The sequence below is a fragment of the Amycolatopsis camponoti genome (assembly GCF_902497555.1).
GTDB classification, from domain to species: Bacteria; Actinomycetota; Actinomycetes; order Mycobacteriales; family Pseudonocardiaceae; genus Amycolatopsis; species Amycolatopsis camponoti.
Genome location: NZ_CABVGP010000001.1, coordinates 2,593,891 through 2,614,211 on the forward strand (window position 1 = coordinate 2,593,891; position 20,321 = coordinate 2,614,211).

Consider the following 20,321-nt stretch of genomic DNA (forward strand, 5'->3'; position numbering starts at 1 on the left):
TACCCGGCGATATCCTTCAACGGTCCCGCAAAGACAACGACGTCTTGGGAGAATGAACGTGTCCTCCGTCGAGTCCCCCGAACTCCGTCCCACCCTCGCCGACGTCGCCCGGGCGGCCGGGGTGTCGACCGCCACCGCGTCCCGCGTGCTCAACGGCTTTCCGCGGGTCCGGCCGACGACGCGCAGACAGGTCGAGTCGGCGATGTCGGCGCTCGGCTACGCCCGGCAGCGAGCCGCGCGCGCGGCGACCGGGCCCACCGGCTCGATCGCGCTGGTCGTGTGCGAAGAGGTCCTGCGCCTGTTCGCCGATCCGTTCTTCGCCCGCATCGCCGCCGGTGCGGGCCGGGAGCTGACCGCGGCGGGCCTGCAGCTCGTCCTGCTCACCGTGCCCGCCACGGAGGACTACCAGGCGCCGGTGGTGCGCTACCTCGACGGCGGCCACGTCGACGGTGCGCTCGTCGTCGGGATGCACGGCCGCCGGCCGCTCGACCTGGGCTGGCTCGGCATCCCGGTGGTGTTCGGCGGCCGTCCCGTCTGCGCGGGGGAGCCCGGCCGGTTCTCCTACGTCGACGTGGACAACCGCGGTGGCGCCCAGCGGGCCACCCAGCGGCTCATCGACGCGGGCCGCCGCACCGTGGCGACCATCGCCGGGCCGCAGGACATGACCGCCGGCGTGGACCGGCTGCTCGGCTACCGGCAGGCGGTGGCGGGTGCCGGGCACGGCGACCGCGGGCTGGTGGTCTTCGGGGACTTCGGCCAGGCCTCCGGCCAGCAGGCGACGGCGCGCCTGCTGGACCGCCGGCCGCACGTCGACGCCATCTTCGCGGCCTCGGACATGATGGCGGTCGGCGCGATGCGGGCCCTGCACCGCGCCGGACGGCGGGTGCCCGGGGACGTCGCCGTCATCGGGTTCGACGACCTGCCGATCGGCCTGCGCACGGATCCGCCGCTCACCACCGTGCGCCAGCCGATCGAAGAGATGGGAGCCCGGATGACGGACGAGCTGCTCGCGATGCTCGGCGGTTCGGCCGCTCCCTGTTGCGCCGTGCTGGACACCGAGCTCGTCCTGCGCGCTTCCGCTTGATGGTGTTAGCGCTAACACTACTACTGGAGGAACCGTGACCATCCGAGTCAAGGCGGTGCGGGCCGTCATGGTCCTGGCCGCGCTGGTGGCGGCCGTGCTGACCGGCGCGCCACCGGCGTCCGCGGCGTCGACGTCGCTGACCAGCGCGGCGTCGGGCCGGTGCCTGAACGTCCAAGGCGCCGTCGACACGCCGGGAACCGCACTGGAGATCCGGGACTGCACCGGCCAGCCGAGCCAGGCGTTCGAGTTCACCGCCGCCGGTGAGCTGCGGGCGCTGAACGGGACGCGGTGCGTGGACGCGTACGGCAACCGGACCTCGCCCGGGACGGCGGTGATCATCTGGTCCTGCACCGGCGGGGCGAACCAGCAGTGGCGGCAGAACTCCGACGGTTCGATCAGCGGCGTCCAGTCCGGGCTGTGCCTCGACGTCAACGGGGGCGGCACGGCCAACGGCACCACGGTCATCCTGTGGACCTGTCACGGCCAGAGCAACCAGCGGTGGACCACCGGGAGCACGCCGGCGCCGGGTGCGGGTCCGTGCGACATCTACGCCTCGGGCGGGACGCCGTGCATCGCCGCGCACAGCACGGTACGCGCGCTTTACGGGTCCTACAACGGAAGTCTCTACCAGGTGCGCCGCGCGTCCGACAACGCCACCCGGAACGTCGGCGTCTCGGCGGCGGGGGGTGCCGCGGACGCCGCGGCCCAGGATTCCTTCTGCACCGGGACTTCGTGCGTCGTCACGGTGGTCTACGACCAGTCCGGCCGGGGCAACGACCTGTGGTACCAGGGGTCGAGCGTGGTGCCCGGCTCCAGCCAGAGCAGTCCGGCGAAGGCGACGTCGGAGTCCCTGACGGTCGGCGGCCGGAAGGCGTACTCGCTGTACATCAACCCGGGCAACAGCTATTGGCGCGACGGTCACCTCACCGGTGTGCCCACCGGCAGCGCGCCCGAGGGGATGTACATGGTGACGAGCGGGACGCACGTGAACAGCGGCTGCTGCTTCGACTACGGCAACAGCGAAACGACCAGGAAGGCCGACGCCGCGGGCGCGATGGACGCGCTGAACTTCGGCAAGCAGTGCTGGTTCGGCGGCTGCTCCGGCACCGGCCCGTGGGTGCAGGCCGACCTGGAGTGGGGGCTCTACCCCGGCGGGAGCCAGACGTGGAACCCGAACCAGCGGGCGTTCACGAGCAAGTTCGTCACGGCGGTGCTGAAGAACAACGGGACGTCCCGGTTCGCGATCAAGGGCAGCGACGCCCAGTCCGGCGGCCTCACGACCCTGTGGGACGGCGGCCTCCCGAGCGGCTACAGCCCGATGAAGAAGCAGGGGGCGATCGTCCTGGGCAGCGGCGGCGACTGCTGCAAGCCCGGCGGCGGCGCGAACCTCAGCGCCGGCACGTTCTACGAAGGGGCGATGGTCGCGGGGTATCCGTCGGATGCGACCGAGAACGCGGTGCAGGCCAACGTCGTCGCCGCCGGCTATCGCTGAGGCCGGTGTGCCGCCGGGGAGAGCGGGGTGGAGCCGGTCGTCCGGTTCCACCCCGTCCCGGTGACCGGCCTCGCGAGGGCGGCCGCGCCGGGGTCGTGAGTGAGAAACAGTGTTCTAACCCTGTTTCTCACTCACGACCGGGCCGCGGCAGAGCACCCGACTGCCACTGCCTGCCTTGGCTGGTCAGGCGCGGGTCCACCGCTGGCTCGACTGGTGCTTCCTCGGTGGCGGCGGCGAACGCCCCCAATATTGCGTTCGGCGCGTCACACGCACCGAACGCAACCTTGGGTGCGTCCGTGCTCGGCACCCCGGTCTCCGGGGCCGGGCAGAGCACCCGACCCCTTTCCGGCCCGGGCCTCGGATGGTCAGGCACGCGCGTCCCGGTGACGGGCCTCGCGAGGGCGGCCGCGCCGGGGTCGTGAGTGAGAAACAGTGTTCTAACCCTGTTTCTCACTCACGACCGGGCCGCGGCAGAGCACCCGACTGCCACTTACCGGCCCCGGCCCGGGGCCGCGGCGGCTCAGGCGCGGGTCCACCGTTGGTTCGGCTGGGCGTTGCAGGTCCACAGGACCACTCGGGTCCCGTTGGCGGTCGCCGCGCCTTCGGCGTCCAGGCACAGTCCGGATTGGACGTTCCGGACCGAGCCGTCGGTGGCCAGCGTCCACTTCTGGTTGTCCTGACCCGTGCACGGCCGGCTGAGGACGCGGGCGCCGCTGGTGGAACCGTCCAGGCACTTGTCGCCGAACACGCGGACTTCGCCGTTCTGCCAGGTCGTCCAGAGCTGGTTCGCCGCGGTCTGGCAGTCCCAGATCACCGTGCCCGCGCCGGCGGCCGTCGAGGCGTTTTCGACGTCGAGGCACCGACTCGATCCCGTGCCCCGCAGCCGGGACGTCGTGGCGGCCAGCGGGGAACCGCCGGACACGCGGTAGGCCGCGACGCCGTGGGCCGGCACGCTCGCCGAGATCGAGCCGCCGGTCGTCGACGTGGTCCCGGTCCACAGGTCGGTCAGGGTGAACGCCGAACCGGCGAGCCCGATCTGGGCGGCGGTCGTGCCGATGGTCGTCGTGCCGCCGCCGCGGTTGAGCAGGCCGACCGCCACCGACCCGTCCGCCAGTGGCTTGGCGAAGACCTCGACGTCGCCGTCGTCGCGCACGCGGCGGCCGCCGGCGCCGAGCCGGTCCTGGTCGACCGCCAGCAGCCGCGGGTTGCGCAGGATCGCGCTGACGTCGGCGGACATGGTGCGGATGTCGTTGCCCGCCATCAGCGGCGCGGCCATCAGCGCCCACAGCGCGAAGTGGGCCCGGGACTCGGTCAGCGACAGCCCGGGCCGCCCGACCACCAGCATGTCGGGATCGTTCCAGTGCCCCGGACCGGCCTGCGCGGCCAGCGGGGCGGTGACGTCGAGGACGTTGCCCACGCCCATCGGGTAGCTGTTGGTGTTGCCGTTCTGCCAGATGTCGAGCAGGTCCTCGGTGGTGCGCCAGAGATCGGCGACCTGGCCCCAGTCGTACTTGTCCCCGGTGATGGCGTGGTAGCTGTTGGGGTTGATGCTGTAGACGATCGGACGCCCGGTGGCGCGCAGCGCGTCGCGCATCAGGGTGAACCGGGCGACCTGCTCGTCGCGGGTGCCGGCGGGGGAGCACCAGTCGTACTTGAGGTAGTCCACGCCCCACGACGCGAACGTGCGGGCGTCCTGGGCCTCGTGCCCCGCACTGCCGGTGGACCCGGGGTAGGTGCCGGTCCGCTGGGCGCAGGTGCGGTCGGTCGGCACCTGGTAGATGCCGAACTTCAAGCCACGCCCGTGGATGTAGTCGCCCAGCGCCTTCATGCCGCTCGGGAACTTCGACGGGCTGGCGCGCAGGGCGCCCTGGCTGTCGCGCTGCGGGTCGAACCAGCAGTCGTCCACCACCACGTACTGGTAGCCCGCGTCCTTCATCCCCGAGGAGACCATCGCGTCGGCCGCCTGGCGGACCGCCGTTTCGCTGACGCCGCAGCCGAAGCTGTTCCAGCTGTTCCAGCCGAGCGGCGGGGTGAGCGCCGGGCTGCCGGGTGCGGCGACGGCGGCCGGTGGTGACCACGCCGTGGCGGCCACCGCCGCGGCGGTGAGCAAGTACGCGATCCGCTGACGCGTTCGAACGGACATCATCGTCCCTTTCCGGTGGTGGGTGGCCGAATCCGCGCTCAGGCGGCGAACTGCCACCAGTTCACGTTGAACAGGTAGCCGCTGCCCCCGGTGAACCGGAGGTACAGGTCGTGCGTGCCGACGGCGCCGGTCACGGGACACGACACGCTCGTCCAGGTCTGCCAGCCACCCGTGCCCGGCACGGTGCAGGTCCCGGCGAGGGTGCCGCCGGTCCCGTCCAGCCGGACCTCGATCCGGCCGCCGCCGGCCGCGGACGCCACTCTCGCGGTGAACGACCGGGCACCGGTACCGAAAGCGGCGCCCTTGACCTTGATCCAGTCGCCGTTCTCGAGGTAGCCGACGTTCATCCCGCCCTCGCCGGACGGTTCGGTCTCGACGCCGGATTCGAAGGCGATCGTTTCCGCTTCCTGCCGGGTGTACGGGTTGAGCGTCCCCACCTGCGGCGCGCCGGTGGTGCTCATGGTGATGGTGGGGATGGAACCGTCGGCGTTGTAGGCGAACTTCTCGACGGCCACCGAGCGCGTGTAGCCGCTGCCGCCCGGCAAAGCGCCGTTGTGGTAGAAGAAGTAGGAGCTCCCGTTGAAGTCGATCACCCCCGGGTGGTTGGTGAAGCTGGCGCCCTGGGTGGGCATGACCGTCCCGCGGTAGGTCCACGGCCCGGTGGGGCCGGGAGCGGTCGAGTAGCCGATGAACTCCGAGCAGCACTTCGCCGCGAACACGTTGTAGTACAAGCCGTTGCGCTTGTAGACCCAGGGGCCTTCCTCGAACAGGGTCGGCCGGCTCGTGTTCCCCGGGCGCGTGCCGAACCCGGCGGTGGTGAGCGGGATCTGCGTGGGCGCGCCCGAGTAGGAGATCATGTCCGCGTTGAGCTTCACGTACCACAGGTGCGGGTTGCCCCAGTACAGGTAGGCCTGGCCGTCGTCGTCGACGAACACCGTCGGGTCGAATTCGCCGTTGCCGACGAGCGGGTGCCCGAGTGCGTCGCTGAACGGCCCGGTGGGGCTGGCCGACACGCCAACGCCGATGGCCATCGAGCCGGTGGCCCGGTTCGTCATGGGGACGTACCAGTAGAACTTGCCGTTCCGGTAGACGGTCTGGCCCGCCCAGGCGTTGGCGCTCGCCCAGGTGAAACTGGCGAGGTTCAGCGGCGATCCGTGGTCGGTCCAGTTCACCATGTCCGCCGACGACCACACCCGCCACTCCTTCATGGTGAAGTTCGTCGAGCCGTCTTCGTCGTGGCCGGTGTAGAGGTAGACGCGGCCGTTGTACACCAGCGGCGCCGGGTCGGCGGTGTAGATGGTCTGGATGATCGGGTTGTCCGCTCGGGCCACCGCGGGGAACATCCCCAGAGCGCAGAGCAGTCCGACGATCAGCGCGAAGCAGCGCCGGGGCTTGAAGATCGCCGAAGGGGAGGACGCGGCTTTCACGAGTGCTCCTTGGGGTCGTGGTCACTGTGCTCGCGCTCCGGAGCCGGGCGAGGAGGAGTGTGGCACGGCGATGTTCACGCTCACAACCATTCGCCACCGAGCCTGAAAGTTACACATCTTTCGTCGGGTCCACGCTGGGGTTTAGGGGAGCTGTCACCAGTGATCTGCCGGAAGGCTTGACCGTGGATGCCGTCTGCGCCTACACCTGAATTCGGTTACAGCGCTTGTTAGCGCTAACTCTTTTCCGGTGTCGAGGAGGCTTTCGCGCCATGCCCGAGTTCAGCCGACGCACCATGCTGGGCCTGATCACCGTGAGCGGTGCCGCGACGGCGGGCCTCCTGCGCGGCGGAACCGCGGCGGCGACGGCCGGGCCGGGCAGCTACACGCCCACGTGGTCCTCGGTCGACCAGCACCCGCCCGCGGCGGAGTGGTTCCAGGACGCCAAGTTCGGCATCTACTTCCACTGGGGCGTCTTCAGCGTCCCCGCGTTCGGCAACGAATGGTACCCGCGCAACATGTACATCGGCGGCTCCGCGGAGAACAACCACCACCAGGCCGTGTACGGCGACCCGTCGGCATGGCCGTACCACAACTTCGTCAACGGTGCCCGGGACAAGGCGGGCAACTGGGTCCAGTTCGCGCCGAAGCTCAAGTCGGCGGGCGGGAACTTCGACCCGGCGGAGTGGGCGCAGCTGTTCGCCGACGCCGGCGCGAAGTTCGCCGGGCCCGTCGCCGAGCACCACGACGGCTTCTCGATGTGGAACAGCGCCGTCAACGAATGGAACTCCGTCGCCAAGGGCCCGCGGCTGGACCTGGTGCGGCTGCACGCCGACGCGATCCGCGCCCGCGGCCTGAAGTTCATGGTGTCGCTGCACCACGCCTACCACTTCACCGGCTTCTACGACCACGTCCCGGCGCAATCGGACGCCAGTCTGCGCAAGCTGTACGGCCAGCTGGGTTCGGCGGCGGAAAACCAGCTCTGGTACGACAAGCTCGCCGAGGTCGTCGACGGCTACCAGCCGGACCTGCTCTGGCAGGACTTCAACCTGCCCCGCGTCGACGAGTCCCGGCGACTGAACTTCCTGGCGTACTACTACAACAAGGCCGTCGCGTGGAACAAGGACGTCGTCGCCACCTACAAGGACGGCTTCGACAACCGGGGTGAGGTCTTCGACTTCGAACGCGGCGGCCCGGGGGACATCCAGAACCCGTACTGGCTGACCGACGACAGCATCTCCTCCTCCAGCTGGTGCTACACGACCGGCATCGGCTACTACTCGATGAAGGCGATGCTGCACTCGCTGATCGACCGCGTCAGCAAGAACGGCACCATGCTGCTGAACATCGCGCCGATGGCCGACGGCACCATCCCGGCCGGGCAGCGCACGATCCTGCTCGGCATCGGCGACTACCTCGGCCGCTTCGGCGAGTCGATCTACGCGACCCGTGCCTGGTCGGTCTACGGCGAGGGCCCGACGCAGATGGGCGGCGGCTCCTTCACCACCCCGCGCGAGGGCACCAACCGCGACATCCGGTTCACGCGCAGCAAGGACAACACCGTCCTGTACGCGACGGTCCTGGGCTGGCCGGGCGCGACGCTGGACATCCCGACGCTGGGCTCGAACCGGATCACCCTCGCCTCGCTGAAGACCGTGCAGCTGCTCGGCGCCACCGCCGGGGCCTACACCGACCTGCCCGACCGCACCCAGGACGGCTCCGGGCTGCACATCCGCATGCCGTCGGCCACCGCGCCGTTCAGCGCCCCGGCGTACGTGGTGAAGCTGACGTTCGCCGGCCAGATCCCGGCGCCCGGGTCCGGGCCGCTCCCCACCGGCTGGGTGCGGATCGCCAACGGCACGACCGGCCTGGCGCTCGACAGCGGCGGGAACGTCGCGTCCGGGTCGGTGCTCAAGCAGTGGTCCTACGACGGCTCCACCAACCTGCAGTGGCAGTTGGTGGACCTCGGCACCGGGTACCACCGGATCGTCAACCGCACCAACGGCATGGTCGCCGACAGCCTCGGCCGCACCGGTAACGGCGTCAACGCCGGGCAGGCGGCCTGGACGGGCGGCGACAACCAGCAGTGGCGGCTGGCCGGGCTCGGCAACGGGCGCTACCAGATCGTCAACCGCGGCACCGGCACCGCGCTCGACGGCGCGGGCACCACGACGTCCGGGTCCACCGTGGTCCTGTGGGCGCCGAACAGCAGCACCAACAACCAATGGACCGTCACGGCCGTCTGATCCCCGTCTCCGGAGGAGAGAACCACCATGCGCGGAAGGGTTCGAGCGGCGATGGCCGCGGCCGTCGTCCTGGCCGGGGGAGTGGTGGCCGCCGCACCGGCCGAAGCCGCCACCTCGATCACGATCGACGGCGGTTCGGCCGGCCGGACGTTCGACGGCGTCGGGGCGGTCAGCGGCGGCGGGGGCAACAGCCGGCTGCTGATCGACTACCCCGAGCCGCAGCGCGGCCAGATCCTCGACTACCTCTTCAAGCCCGGCTACGGCGCCGCGCTGCAGATCCTCAAGGTGGAGATGGGCGGGGACACCAACTCGACCAGCGGCGCCGAACCCAGCCACGCGCACTTCCGCGGCGATCTCGACTGCAACCGCGGGTACGAGTGGTGGATCATGGAACAGGCCAAGGCGCGCAACCCCGGTATCAAGCTCGTCGGCCTGCCCTGGGGAGCGCCGGGCTGGATCGGCAACGGGACGTTCTTCTCGAACGACCTCACGGACTACTACCTCTCGTGGCTGGGGTGCGCCAAGCAGCACGGGCTGACCATCGACTACCTCACGAGCGTCCAGAACGAGAAGCAGTGGAGCGCCGACTGGACCGTGACCCTGCGCAACGCGCTCAACGCCAACGGGTACAGCTCGGTCAAGGTCATCTCCGGTGACTCGTGGCCGGGCGACTGGGGCCCGGCGAGCGCGATCTCGACCAACGCGGCCTACCGCGCCGCGACCGACGTGCTCAGCGCCCACTACACCTGCGGCTACCTCAGCGCGCAGACCTCCTGCAGCGTCCCGGCGAACGTCGTCAACACCGGGAAGACGTTGTGGTCCAGCGAGAACGGCTCCCAGGACTACAACGACGGCGCCAAGCCGCTGGCCCGCGGGATCAACCGCGTCTACCTCGACGGCAAGATGACCGCGTACCTCGACTGGGACCTGATCGCCGCCACCACACCGAACATCCCCTGGCCGACGGTGGGGCTGATCCTCGCCAACCAGCCGTGGTCGGGGTACTACTCGGTCGGCAAGGACGCCTGGACGCTGGCGCACACCACGCAGTTCACCGCGCCCGGCTGGAAGTACCTCGACTCCTCGAGCGGCTACCTGGGCGGAAACCGCGCCAACGGCAGTTACGTTTCGCTGAAGTCGCCGGACAACACCGGCTACAGCACGATCATCGAGACGATGGACGCCACCGCGGCCCAGACGCTGAACCTGAACGTCACCGGCGGGCTGTCGACCGGCCAGGTGCACGTGTGGGCGACCAACCTGAACTCGAACAACGCGGGCGACCACTTCGTCCACAGCGCGGACATCACGCCGTCCGGCGGCGCCTTCTCCCTGACCGCGCAGCCCGGCTACCTCTACACCGTCACGACGACCACCGGGCAGGGCAAGGGCACCGCGGCCGGTCCGCCGCAGGGCTCGCTGAACCTGCCCTACGGCGACGACTTCGAAGGATACGCGAAGGGCAAGGAAGCCAAGTACCTGATGGACATGGAGGGCGCCTTCGAGACGTCCGCGTGCGGCGCCGGCCGCGCGGGAACGTGCGTGCGCCAGTCGGCTCCGCAGAAGGCGATCCCGTGGAAGAAGACGACCGATCCGTACGCGCTGCTGGGCAACGTGGCCTGGAGCAACTACACGCTGAGCACGGACGTCCTGCTGGAGAAGTCCGGGTACGTCGAGCTGCTCGGCCGGGCCGGTTCGCAGGACACCGGCAACCAGGGCGCGCTGAACGCGTACTACCTGCGGGTGAGCGACACCGGCGCCTGGTCGATCCGGCGCAACAACACCAGCCAGCAGAACACGACGTTGCGCAGCGGCACGACGACCGCGCTCGGCACCGGCCGCTGGCACCAGCTGTCGCTCGGCTTCTCCGGCAGCACCATCACCGCCTCCGTCGACGGCGCGGTGCTCGGCACCGTCACCGACAGCACCTTCCCGGCCGGCCAGGTCGGGATCGGCACGGCCCAGGGCGAGACCGCGCAGTTCGACAACCTCGCCGTCGCCGGTTCGGGCGGCGGGTCGACCTCCGTGCTGCGCAACACCGGCGCCGGCCGCTGCCTCGACGTCCCGAACGTGTCCCAGACCAACGGCACCCAGGTGACGCTGTGGGACTGCAACGGCGGCGGCAACCAGCAGTGGACCCTGACTTCCGGGAAGCAGCTGCAGGTGTACGGCAGCAAGTGCCTCGACGCCGAGGGGGCCGGTACCGCCGCCGGGACCCGGGCGATCATCTGGGACTGCACGGGCGGGGCCAACCAGCAGTGGACCGCCGCCGCCGACGGGACGATCACCGGTGTCCCGTCCGGACTGTGCCTCACCCCGGGCGGCACCGGGAACAGCGCGCCGGTGACCCTGCAGACCTGTACCGGCGGCAGCGCCCAGAAGTGGACGCGGAGCTGATCGCCTTCCCTCCGGACAAAGGAGTTCACCGATGAGTGCACGCTGGAGAAAGTGGTGGCCGGCCGTGGTGATCGCCGCGGGCGCGGTGGCCGGCACGGCCACGCCGTCGCAGGCCGCCGGCCAGGGACCGTGCGACCTCTACGCGGCCGGCGGCACGCCGTGCGTGGCCGCGCACGCGACCACGCGGGCGTTGTACGGCGCGTACAACGGCTCGCTCTACCAGGTGCGGCGCGCTTCGGACAACACGACGCGGGACATCGGCGTCCTGAGCGCCGGCGGGGTCGCGAACGCCGCGGCCCAGGATTCCTTCTGCGCCGGGACGACGTGCCTGATCACCGTGATCTACGACCAGTCCGGCCGCGGCAACCACCTCACCCAGGCCCCGCCGGGCGGCTTCTCCGGCCCGGCCGCGGGCGGGTACGACAACCTGGCCAACGCGACCGCCGCCCCGACCACGGTCGGCGGTCAGAAGGCGTACGGCGTGTTCGTGGCGCCCGGCACCGGCTACCGCAACAACAACGCCACCGGCACCGCCACCGGGGACCAGCCGGAGGGCATGTACGCCATCTTCGACGGCACGCACTACAACGGCGGCTGCTGCTTCGACTACGGCAACGCCGAGCGCAACAGCCGGGACAACGGCAACGGCACGATGGAAGCCATCTACTTCGGCAACATCAAGGTCTGGGGCTACGGTGCCGGGAACGGCCCGTGGATCATGGCGGACCTCGAGAACGGCCTCTTCTCCGGCGTCAACCAGCGTTACAACGCCAACGACCCGAGCATCAGCCACCGGTACCTGACGGCCATCGTCAAGGGCGGCCCGAACCGGTGGGCCATCCGCGGCGGCAACGCGCAGTCCGGTGGCGTGTCGACGTTCTACGACGGCGTGCGCCCCAACGTGTCCGGCTACAACCCGATGCGCAAGGAAGGCGCCATCATCCTCGGCACCGGCGGCGACAACAGCATCGGCTCCGCCGGCACGTTCTACGAGGGCGTCATGACGTCCGGCTACCCGTCGGACGCCACCGAGAACGCCGTGCAGGCCAACGTCGTCGCGGCCGGGTACGGCACCGGCGGCAGCACCACCGGCACCGGGCCGGTGCGCGCGGTCGGCGCGGGCAAGTGCCTGTCCGCCCCGAACTCGACGCAGGGCACGCAGGCGCAGATCGCCGGCTGCACCGGCCAGGCGAACCAGACCTGGACGCGCACGTCGGACGGCAGGCTGACGGCCACGCTCGGCGGGGCCACGCTGTGCCTGGACGCCTCCGGCCAGGGCACGAGCGCGGGCACGAAGGTGGTGACGTGGCCCTGCAACGGCCAGGGCAACCAGCAGTGGACCGTCAACTCCAACGGCACGGTCACCGGTGTCCAATCAGGACTGTGCCTCGACGTGACCGGCGCCGCCACCGCCGACGGCACGCCGGTCGAGCTGTGGACCTGCAACGGCGGCGGCAACCAGCAGTGGGCGTTGGGCTGATCCCCGACCCGAGACGAAACGAGAGTTGTCATGACCATCAGTTCACGCACCCGGACCGCCGTCACCGTCCTGGCGGCGGCCTGCCTCTCGGCGACCGCCTTGGTGCTGTCGCCCGGCGTCGCCGGGGCGGCGAGCACCCTCGGCGCCGCGGCGGCGCAGAGCGGGCGGTACTTCGGTGCCGCGATCTCGACGAGCCACCTCGGCGAGAGCGCCTACGTGAACACGTGGGCGGCGGAGTTCAACGGCGTCACGCCGGAGAACGAGATGAAGTGGGACACGGTCGAGCCGAACCGCAACCAGTTCAACTTCGGGCCCGGCGACCAGATCGCCGGCCAGGGCCGCAGCCGGGGCATGAAGATCCGCGGGCACACGCTCGTGTGGTACCAGCAGCTGCCCGGCTGGGTGAGCGGCCTGGACGCGAACAACCTGCGCTCGGCGATGCTGAACCACATCAGCCAGGCGGCCGGCCACTGGAAGGGCCAGCTCATCGCGTGGGACGTCGTCAACGAGGCGTTCGAGGAGAACGGCACCCGGCGGCAGTCGGTGTTCCAGCAGAAGCTCGGCGACGGCTACATCGAGGACGCCTTCCGCGCGGCGCGCACGGCCGACCCGAACGCCAAGCTCTGCTACAACGACTACAACACCGACGGCGTCAACGCGAAGAGCACCGGCATCTACAACATGGTCCGTGACTTCAAGAGCCGCGGCGTGCCGATCGACTGCGTGGGCTTCCAGAGCCACCTCGGCTCGAACTCCAACCTCGGCAGCTACCAGGCGAACCTGCAGCGCTTCGCCGACCTGGGTGTCGACGTCCAGATCACCGAGCTGGACGTCGGCGGCTCGGGTTCCGGCCAGGCGAACGTCTACCGGCAGGTCGCCCAGGCGTGCATGGCGGTGTCCCGCTGCACCGGCATCACGGTGTGGGGCGTGACGGACAAGTACTCGTGGCGTTCGGGCGACACCCCGCTGCTGTTCGACGGCAACTACGGCAAGAAGCAGGCGTACACCGCCGTCCTCGACGTGCTGAACGGCGGTGCGCCGAACCCCGGCGGCGGGGGCACGGTCCGCGCCGTGGCGTCGAACCGCTGCCTGGACGTGCCGGGCTCGGCGACGGCGGCCGGTACCGCGCTGCAGATCTGGGACTGCCACACCGGGACGAACCAGCAGTGGACCCGCGCGAGCACGGGGGAGCTGACGGTCTATTCCGGTGACGGCAAGCGCTGCCTGGACACCGCGAGCGGCGGCACGGCGGCCGGCACGGCGGCGGTCATCGCGAGCTGCACCGGCGGCACCGGCCAGAAGTGGACGTTCACCGGCAGCGGCACCATCACGAACGCCCAGTCGGGCTTGTGCCTGGACGTGACGGGCGCAGCCACGGCCAACGGCACCAAGGTGATCATCTGGACGTGCAACGGCGGATCCAACCAGCAGTGGGCCGCAGCGGCCTAGGACCGTCGTCTTCGCCGCCGCCCGAGCCGTGCTTCGTGTTCACGGCTCGGGCGGCGGTGGCACGAGGAGGCGGACGAGCCGGCGGATCCGGTCGAGGTCGACGTCGGTCGCCAGCCGGGTGCGGTCCGGCAGCTCCTCGGTGAGCGGATCGATGCCGAACAGCAGCCGGGGCAGGGCCGGGTGGACGGCGAGGCCGATCAGCTCGTTCGCCACCGCCTCGGCTTCGCCGGCCGCGAGCCCCGACGCCGTCACCAGGTGGGCCGCGAGGTTGCCGGTCGTGACTCCGAAGAGGACGTCGAACAGTCCCGCCGCCAGGTCCGGCAGCCGGTCCGCCTCGCCGATGCCGAGGCGGACCATCTTCCCGACGGAGGACCAGCCCAGCAGCTGAACGAAGCGCCCGCAGTACCGCACGATCGCCTCCTCCGGTAGCCCGGCGTAGTCGGCCGGTGTGCCCATCCGGTCGCCGAACAGGGCGCGGATGCGTTCGACGACCGCGAGGAACAGCGTGTCCTTGGTCGGGAAGTGCGCGTACAGGGACCGCTTCGACGTTTCCGCGCGTGCCGCGATCGCGTCCATGGAGGTCCGGTCGAAGCCGGTCTCCAGGAACGCGAGCTTCGCCGTGTCGAGGATGTGCTCGCGCAGCGCTTCCCCGCGTCGGGCCATGGCGTCCACCTCAAAGTATACGGTACAGTCGAGTTTACTTCTGCTGCTCAGCGATCGGAGTCATCATCCATGATCGTCGTCACCGCTCCCACCGGGCAGATCGGCGGCAAGCTCGTCCCCACGCTGCTCGGGCGGGGCGAGCCGGTCCGCCTCGTCGTCCGGGACCCCGCCAAGCTGCCCGGCGACGTCCGGGAGCGAGCCGAAGTCGTCGTCGGGTCGCACCGCGATCGCGACGTCCTGGACCACGCTCTCGACGGCGCCGACGCGCTGTTCTGGCTCATGCCGGCCGCCGCGACCGCGAGCAGTCCTTACGAGGCGTATGTGACCGCCTCCATTCCGGGTGCCGATGCCGTCGTCCGCCACGCGGTACCGCGCGTGGTGATCATTTCCGCGCTGGGGCGCGGCTCGCGGATCTACGCCGGGCACGTGTCGGCGTCACACGCGATGGAGGACCTCTTCCGCAGCACCGGCGCGCACGTGCGCGCACTGGCCCTGCCGACCTTCATGGACAACATCCTGCGGCAGGTGGCCGCGATCGGGAACGGGGTCGTCCCGGGCACCCTGCCCGCCGATTTCCGGATGCCGTGGATCGCGACCAAGGACATCGCCGCGCTCGCCGCCGGGTACCTGCTCGACCGCACCTGGACCGGGCAGGACTCGGTCGAGACCCTCGGCGGTGAGGACCTCTCGTACCACGACATCGCCGAAACCCTCGCCGACGTTCTCGGCACGCCCGTCCGGTACCAGCTCGGAGAACGCGCCGCGATCGAGCAGTTCCTCACCGGACGCGGGTTCTCCGACGCGATGGCCCGGTCCATGATGGACATGGACCGCGCCGGCGAACGCGGCATCAACAACACCACGCCGCGCACCGCCGAGAACACCACGCCCACCACCTTCCGCGAGTTCGCCGAAGAAACCGTCGGGCCGGCGGTGGCCGACCGAACCTGATCCCCTCAGCCGACGATGAGGACCAGCCGGCCGCGGACGTGGCCGGTCTCGCTCGCGTGGTGGGCTTCGGTGATGTCGGCCAAGGGAAAAGTCCGCTCGACCGGCAGCCAGAACTTGCCGGCTTCGACCAGCTCGCCGATGGTCGCCAGGGCGTGGAAGGCGTTGCCGTCGGCGAATCCGTTGCTGAAGTGCACGCCGTGCCGCTCGGCGCCGGCGAAGTCGGCGAGGGTGATCACGTCTTCGCGTCGCCGCCGGCGAGGCCGATCAGCTCGGGCAGGATTCCGTTGCCGGCGACGTCGAGCGCGACGTCGACGCCGTCGGGAACCAGCGCGCGGAGGCGGTCGGCCAGGCCGTCCCCGTAGGTCACCGGTTCCGCGCACCCGTGGTCGCCCGCTCTGCTCGGCCGCCCGCTGCTCGGGCCCCATGTGCTGGCGCGCACCGAATTCATCCAGGCGATGCTCGTCCGGTCCGGCCTCGCGGGGCCGGAGCTCGCGTCCGCCACCCGGACGCTCGCGGGCTTCGTCCTCGGGGCGTCGATGGCGGACGCGACCTGGCGCCGGCTGGACGACCCGGCCGCCATCGCCAAGGTCCGCGCGCACATCCTCGGCTCCGCCCGGCGTTACCCCACCCTCAGCACGTCCGGGTTCGTCGACGCCGGGTGGCCGGACGACGAGCTGTTCGGGTTCGGCCTCGACCGGATCCTCGGTCAGCTCGTCGGCCCGAGCTGATCGAAAGCGTCGATACCTCGGCCGAAAGTACGAGACGAGCGCGACTCAGCGGGTGGCGGGCGGCGCGGGGTCCTAATTTCCCGGTATGACTACCGAAACGGTGCGGGAGAACCCGCCCAGCACGATCATCGCCGCGTTCTTCGGCTTCCTGGTGTCCACGGTCTCCTCGATCGCCGGCGCCGTGGTCATCCTCGGCTCGCGCGAAGAAATAGCCGCCGCCCTGCGCCGCACGAACGCCACCGTGTCACCGGAACAGCTGGACAAGCTCACCCTGCTGGCCCAGGCCATCCCGGTCGCGATCGCCGCCGTCATCGCACTCGTCTACCTGTGGCTGTCGTTCAAGCTCAAGGCGGGCCGCAACTGGGCCCGCGTCACGCTCACCATCTTCACGTTGTTGCAGGCCGGTTCACTGGTCGCGACGGAGCCGTCGTGGGCGGGTTACGTCAGCTGCGGGGTGGCGGTCGTGGCGACCGTGCTGAGCTACGCGTCGCCCTCCAACCGCTACATCGCCGGGGTCCGGCGCGCGGGGTGACCCCGGCCGGTGGATCATGACGCCCATGCGCACAGCGGGGAACCGCGCCCGGCACAGCATGCTCGGCCCCGAGATCGCGGTGCTGGCCGCGGCCGTCGTCGCCGATGCGGTGCTGGTCGTGCGCGGGCCCGGTGGGGACCACGGGTGGGCGGCCCCGCTGGCCGGGATCCTGGCGTCCACGGGTACGGCGATCCCGGTGCTGGCCGTGCTGCGGCGGCGCTTCCCCCGCCACATCGGCGTGCTGGGAAGCGTCGTCGTCGCGCTGTCGGTGGTCGCCACGATCGTGCCGCTCGCCGGGCACACGCGGAGCGAGCCGCCGATCTCCGAGGTCGTGGCCGCCGGGATCCTCGCCGCCGCGGCCGGGCGCAGGCTCGAGCCGAAGCACGCGGCCGCGCTGGTGCCGGCGCTGGGTGTCGTGATGATCGCCGCGCCGTTGCTCCGCTACGGTTCCGGCGCGCCGGAGGCGCTGGTGGCGGTGGCCGCCGCGGCGTACTGGGGCGCGTGCCTCGGGGTCGGGCTCCTCCTGCGGGCGGCGGACGCCCGGCAGCGGGACGCGCTGGAGCGGGCGCGCGGCCAGGAACGCCTGCAGCTGGCCCGGGAACTGCACGACCTGGTGTCCCACCACGTCAGCGGAATCGTCGTCCGGGTGCAGGCGGCCCGCGCGATCACCGAAGCGGATCCGGACATCGGCGACCACGCCGCGGTGTACCGCGAGATCGAAGAGGCCGGGGGTGCCGCGCTGGCCGCCGCACGGCAGCTCGTCGGGATGCTGCGGGACACCGAAGACGTGCCCCCGCCGTCGGGCGCCGCGCTCGGGGACGCGGTGCGCGCGGCCGCCGGTTCCGCCGCCCGGGTGGACGTCGCGGAGGAACTGGACCGGCTTCCCGTGCCGGCGCAGCTGGCGACGACCCTCCACCGCGTCGTGACCGAAGCCCTGACCAACGTCCGCAGGCACGCGCCGGCGGCGACCGAAGTGTCGGTCTCCGCGCGCGTCGAGGTCGACGATCTCGTGCTCGAGGTGCGCAACAACGGTGTCCCGGCGAATCCGCTGCCGTCGCCGGGCGGGTTCGGGATCATCGGCATGACCGAGCGCCTCGCGATGCTGGGCGGCGAGCTGACCGCGGGCCGCGAGGCCGGCTCGTGCTGGCGGGTCTCGGCCCGTCTTCCGCTCGGCGCCGAGGACGCGCCCTTCGAGTCGTTGTCGCGGGGGATCTGATGACCATCCGGGTGCTCGTCGCCGACGACCAAGCCATGGTGCGCACCGGTTTCCGGCTGGTGCTGACCGCCGCACCGGACATCGAGGTGATCGCCGAGGCCGCCGACGGGGAGGCCGCGGTCCGGCTGGCGCGGAAGCTGCGGCCGGACGTGACCCTGATGGACATCCGGATGCCGGGCGTGGACGGTCTCCGGGCGACCGAGCTGCTGGCCGGGCCGGCCGTCGCGGACCCGCTGCGGGTCGTGGTCGTGACGACGTACGACGCCGACGAGAACGTCTACGCCGCCCTGCTCGGCGGCGCGTGCGGGTTCCTGCTCAAGGACGCCGGCCCGCGGATGCTGGTGGACGCCGTCCGCGCGGCGGCCGGCGGTGAGGCGATGGTCTCGCCGTCGGTGACCTTGCGCTTGCTGGCCCGGTTCACCGAGAAAGCCCGGTGGCGCGCGCAGGGAACGCCGGCCCTGCTGACCGACCGGGAATCCGACGTCGTGCTCGCGGTCGCCCGGGGCCGCACCAACGCCGAGATCGCCGACGAGCTGGGCGTCTCGCTGTCGACGGTCAAGACGCACCTGGCCGGCGTGCAGCGCAAGCTCGAACTCCGGAACCGCACGGAGATCGCGGTGTGGGCGTGGCAGCGTGGTTTGCTCGGGTGAGCCCGTCCTCGACCGGTGTGCGAAACTCGCCGGGTGTGGAGTCAGCGCGATGACCGCCCCGCCTGATCCGGCCCCGGAACCGGCCGGCCCCCGACGAACGGCCGAGGTGCCGGAGCGGCTGGGGATGGCGGGTCGCCGGGTGGTCCAGGCGGTGCTGGACCAGGCTCTCGCCGTCGGGGTGGGGGTTTTCGCCGCGCTTGCGGCCGGGCTCGTCACCATTCCCTTGCTGCGGTGGGGCTGGGTGCCGCCGAAGCTGATCCTCTGGGCACCCGCGATCACGTTCATCGCGGTCTTCTACGCCGCCGACATCGTGATCCAGATCTGGATTCCGGTGCGGCGCGGTGGGGTCACCCCGGGCATGCTCGTGATGGGCTTGCGGGTCGAGACCCTGCGGGGCGGCCGGCCGAGCGGGCGTGCCTACCTGGTCCGCTGGGTGCTCCTCACGATCGATGGCCTGCTGCTGGGTCTGGTGGCGGTCGTCAGCGTGGTCGTGACCCGGCGACGCCAGCGGATCGGCGACCTGGTCGCGCGGACTCTCGTGGTCCGCGCGGAGGGCGATCGGCGCTGAGGCCGGTCCCGTGTTCCGGGCCACTCGTGTTTACCCCGCCCCGCGTTCCGGGTACCGGGTAGGACCACGAGCCGGATGGGGTACCTGCCGATGACGAGCGAACTGACGAACGAACTGCCGGACGTGATCGCCGGGCGGTACGAGGTCGGTTCGCCGATCGGCAGCGGAGCCACGGCCCTGGTCTACCGGGCCTTCGACCGGGAGCTGGGGCGCGCGGTCGCCATCAAGGTCTACGACCGCCGAGCGATGGCCGTGGAGGAGCTGCGCCGGGCGCGGGAGAAGACGCTGCTGGCCAGCGTCCACCACCCGCGGGTCGTCGCGTTGTTCGACAGCGGCACCGAAGGGGACCGGCCGTACCTGGTGATGCAGCTGGTCGACGGGGAGAACCTCGCCGAGCGGCTGGCCGCCGGGCCGTTCACCGCGGACGAGGTCGGCGAGCTGGGGGTCCGGCTGGCGGACGCGCTCGCCCACGTCCACGCCCGGCACATCGTGCACCGCGACCTGAAACCCGCGAACGTCCTGCTCGGTCCCGACGGTCCGCTGATCACCGACTTCGGCATCGCGCACGCGCTGGATTCCACGCACATCACCGGTACCGGCCTGGTCACCGGCACGGCGGCGTACCTGGCGCCGGAGCAGATCCTGGGGGAGCCGGCCGGCCCGCCGGCCGACATCTACGCCCTCGGCCTGATCCTGATCGAGTGCCTGACCGCGCAGCGCGAGTTCCCCGGCACCCTGGCGGAATCGGCGATGGCTCGGCTGCACCGGGCGCCGTGCGTGCCCGCCGGCACGCCCGATCCGATCGCGCACGCGCTGACCCGGATGACCGCCCGCGAACCCGCGGACCGGCCGAGTGCCGCGCAGCTGCCGGAGTTGCTGCGCGGCCCTTCCCCCACTCTCGACGAGGTCCCGCTCGCCGCCGCGGCGCCCACGCGCAGACGGCGGGTGGTGGCCGCGGCCGGTGTCCTGGCGGCCGCGGCGGCCGCCGCGGCCGCGGTGGTGCTCACCGGGCAGGCCGATCCCGGGAACCCCCCGGCCCGGTTGCCCGAGGCCGCACCGCCCACCAGTTCCGTCGTCCTGCCGTCCCAGGTGACGGCGTCGGCCGTCGTGGTGGTCTCGTCGCAGGCCGCGAGGCCTGTGTCCCACGGTGTGGTGGCCGCCGCACCGCCGAAAGCCGGTGCGGGGCCCGGCAAGGGCCCGGCGAAGCCGGAGGGCGGTCGTCACCCGGACGCCGGGAAGGCCAAGGGCAAGGGCGGGACGCCCGGGAAACCGTGACCGCACGGGTGGCTCGTTCGCCG

General features: G+C 71.3%; 16 protein-coding genes and 1 pseudogene. 13 read left to right on the top strand and 4 right to left on the bottom strand.

Annotation, left to right across the window (positions count from 1 at the left end):
- Positions 1-52 precede the first annotated feature (52 nt).
- Together AA23TX_RS12400 and AA23TX_RS12405 are read left to right on the top strand one after the other, a co-directional pair.
- Positions 53-1,084: a LacI family DNA-binding transcriptional regulator gene (locus AA23TX_RS12400; RefSeq protein WP_155542681.1), complete on the top strand. Its 1,032-nt coding sequence runs from the start codon at positions 53-55 to the stop codon at positions 1,082-1,084.
- A gap of 34 nt (positions 1,085-1,118) precedes the next feature.
- Positions 1,119-2,576 (top strand): arabinofuranosidase catalytic domain-containing protein, encoded by a 1,458-nt coding sequence (locus AA23TX_RS12405; RefSeq protein ID WP_230862446.1) that lies wholly within the window; start codon positions 1,119-1,121, stop codon positions 2,574-2,576.
- Between the two features lie 520 nt (positions 2,577-3,096).
- Here AA23TX_RS12405 and AA23TX_RS12410 read toward each other — a convergent pair.
- Both AA23TX_RS12410 and AA23TX_RS12415 read right to left on the bottom strand, forming a co-directional pair.
- Complete coding sequence (locus tag AA23TX_RS12410) at positions 3,097-4,719, bottom strand: glycoside hydrolase family 27 protein (RefSeq protein ID WP_155542682.1); 1,623 nt, start codon at positions 4,717-4,719, stop codon at positions 3,097-3,099.
- A 38-nt stretch (positions 4,720-4,757) separates the two neighbouring features.
- Positions 4,758-6,146 carry a glycoside hydrolase family 43 protein gene (locus AA23TX_RS12415; RefSeq protein ID WP_230862447.1) on the bottom strand — a complete coding sequence of 463 codons (1,389 nt, stop codon included), beginning with the start codon at positions 6,144-6,146 and terminating at the stop codon, positions 4,758-4,760.
- 269 nt (positions 6,147-6,415) lie between these two features.
- Here AA23TX_RS12415 and AA23TX_RS12420 point away from each other — a divergent pair, with 269 nt between their 5' ends.
- Genes AA23TX_RS12420 through AA23TX_RS12435 form a run of 4 tightly spaced genes read left to right on the top strand, consistent with a single transcriptional unit; the run spans position 6,416 to position 13,715 of the window.
- A complete protein-coding gene (locus AA23TX_RS12420; protein ID WP_155542683.1) occupies positions 6,416-8,389 on the top strand; it encodes an alpha-L-fucosidase in 1,974 nt (657 codons plus the stop codon).
- Positions 8,390-8,416: 27 nt separating this feature from the next.
- A complete protein-coding gene (locus AA23TX_RS12425; protein WP_155542684.1) occupies positions 8,417-10,786 on the top strand; it encodes a ricin-type beta-trefoil lectin domain protein in 2,370 nt (789 codons plus the stop codon).
- Between the two features lie 31 nt (positions 10,787-10,817).
- Positions 10,818-12,266 carry an arabinofuranosidase catalytic domain-containing protein gene (locus AA23TX_RS12430; RefSeq protein WP_155542685.1) on the top strand — a complete coding sequence of 483 codons (1,449 nt, stop codon included), beginning with the start codon at positions 10,818-10,820 and terminating at the stop codon, positions 12,264-12,266.
- A 30-nt stretch (positions 12,267-12,296) separates the two neighbouring features.
- Positions 12,297-13,715: an endo-1,4-beta-xylanase gene (locus AA23TX_RS12435; RefSeq protein ID WP_196425295.1), complete on the top strand. Its 1,419-nt coding sequence runs from the start codon at positions 12,297-12,299 to the stop codon at positions 13,713-13,715.
- A 39-nt stretch (positions 13,716-13,754) separates the two neighbouring features.
- Here AA23TX_RS12435 and AA23TX_RS12440 read toward each other — a convergent pair whose 3' ends face one another.
- Complete coding sequence (locus tag AA23TX_RS12440; protein WP_155542686.1) at positions 13,755-14,378, bottom strand: TetR/AcrR family transcriptional regulator; 624 nt, start codon at positions 14,376-14,378, stop codon at positions 13,755-13,757.
- A 69-nt stretch (positions 14,379-14,447) separates the two neighbouring features.
- Between AA23TX_RS12440 and AA23TX_RS12445 the strand changes: the two genes are divergently transcribed.
- The gene (locus AA23TX_RS12445; RefSeq protein WP_155542687.1) at positions 14,448-15,329 is read left to right on the top strand and encodes an NmrA family NAD(P)-binding protein; all 882 of its coding nucleotides are present in this window, start codon (positions 14,448-14,450) and stop codon (positions 15,327-15,329) included.
- A 5-nt stretch (positions 15,330-15,334) separates the two neighbouring features.
- Here AA23TX_RS12445 and AA23TX_RS51010 read toward each other — a convergent pair.
- A pseudogene (locus tag AA23TX_RS51010) lies at positions 15,335-15,705 on the bottom strand (zinc-binding dehydrogenase); the annotation flags it as partial.
- Between the two features lie 49 nt (positions 15,706-15,754).
- Here AA23TX_RS51010 and AA23TX_RS12455 point away from each other — a divergent pair.
- From AA23TX_RS12455 to AA23TX_RS12480, 6 genes are all read left to right on the top strand, one after another.
- Positions 15,755-16,057, top strand: a complete 303-nt coding sequence (locus tag AA23TX_RS12455) for a hypothetical protein (protein ID WP_230862448.1) — start codon at positions 15,755-15,757, stop codon at positions 16,055-16,057.
- A gap of 85 nt (positions 16,058-16,142) precedes the next feature.
- The gene (locus AA23TX_RS12460; protein ID WP_155542688.1) at positions 16,143-16,589 is read left to right on the top strand and encodes a hypothetical protein; all 447 of its coding nucleotides are present in this window, start codon (positions 16,143-16,145) and stop codon (positions 16,587-16,589) included.
- A 25-nt stretch (positions 16,590-16,614) separates the two neighbouring features.
- Positions 16,615-17,805: a sensor histidine kinase gene (locus tag AA23TX_RS12465; protein ID WP_230862449.1), complete on the top strand. Its 1,191-nt coding sequence runs from the start codon at positions 16,615-16,617 to the stop codon at positions 17,803-17,805.
- Positions 17,805-18,455: a response regulator gene (locus AA23TX_RS12470; protein WP_155542689.1), complete on the top strand. Its 651-nt coding sequence runs from the start codon at positions 17,805-17,807 to the stop codon at positions 18,453-18,455. Before AA23TX_RS12465 ends, AA23TX_RS12470 begins: the two co-directional genes overlap by 1 nt.
- Positions 18,456-18,504: 49 nt before the next feature.
- Complete coding sequence (locus AA23TX_RS12475; protein ID WP_155542690.1) at positions 18,505-19,023, top strand: RDD family protein; 519 nt, start codon at positions 18,505-18,507, stop codon at positions 19,021-19,023.
- A gap of 90 nt (positions 19,024-19,113) precedes the next feature.
- Complete coding sequence (locus tag AA23TX_RS12480; protein WP_230862450.1) at positions 19,114-20,298, top strand: serine/threonine-protein kinase; 1,185 nt, start codon at positions 19,114-19,116, stop codon at positions 20,296-20,298.
- The last annotated feature ends 23 nt before the right edge of the window (positions 20,299-20,321 follow it).

Bases quoted from the DNA above. Each gene is read 5' to 3' on its own strand.
- AA23TX_RS12445 (WP_155542687.1), top strand. From the start codon at position 14,448: ATGATCGTCGTCACCGCTCCCACCGGGCAGATCGGCGGCAAGCTCGTC.
- AA23TX_RS12475 (WP_155542690.1), top strand. From the start codon at position 18,505: ATGACCGCCCCGCCTGATCCGGCCCCGGAACCGGCCGGCCCCCGACGA.
- AA23TX_RS12465 (WP_230862449.1), top strand. From the start codon at position 16,615: ATGCGCACAGCGGGGAACCGCGCCCGGCACAGCATGCTCGGCCCCGAG.
- AA23TX_RS12430 (WP_155542685.1), top strand. From the start codon at position 10,818: ATGAGTGCACGCTGGAGAAAGTGGTGGCCGGCCGTGGTGATCGCCGCG.
- AA23TX_RS12420 (WP_155542683.1), top strand. From the start codon at position 6,416: ATGCCCGAGTTCAGCCGACGCACCATGCTGGGCCTGATCACCGTGAGC.
- AA23TX_RS12460 (WP_155542688.1), top strand. From the start codon at position 16,143: ATGACTACCGAAACGGTGCGGGAGAACCCGCCCAGCACGATCATCGCC.
- AA23TX_RS12425 (WP_155542684.1), top strand. From the start codon at position 8,417: ATGCGCGGAAGGGTTCGAGCGGCGATGGCCGCGGCCGTCGTCCTGGCC.
- AA23TX_RS12470 (WP_155542689.1), top strand. From the start codon at position 17,805: ATGACCATCCGGGTGCTCGTCGCCGACGACCAAGCCATGGTGCGCACC.
- AA23TX_RS12400 (WP_155542681.1), top strand. From the start codon at position 53: ATGAACGTGTCCTCCGTCGAGTCCCCCGAACTCCGTCCCACCCTCGCC.
- AA23TX_RS12480 (WP_230862450.1), top strand. From the start codon at position 19,114: ATGACGAGCGAACTGACGAACGAACTGCCGGACGTGATCGCCGGGCGG.
- AA23TX_RS12440 (WP_155542686.1), bottom strand. From the start codon at position 14,378: ATGGCCCGACGCGGGGAAGCGCTGCGCGAGCACATCCTCGACACGGCG.
- AA23TX_RS12435 (WP_196425295.1), top strand. From the start codon at position 12,297: ATGACCATCAGTTCACGCACCCGGACCGCCGTCACCGTCCTGGCGGCG.
- AA23TX_RS12410 (WP_155542682.1), bottom strand. From the start codon at position 4,719: ATGTCCGTTCGAACGCGTCAGCGGATCGCGTACTTGCTCACCGCCGCG.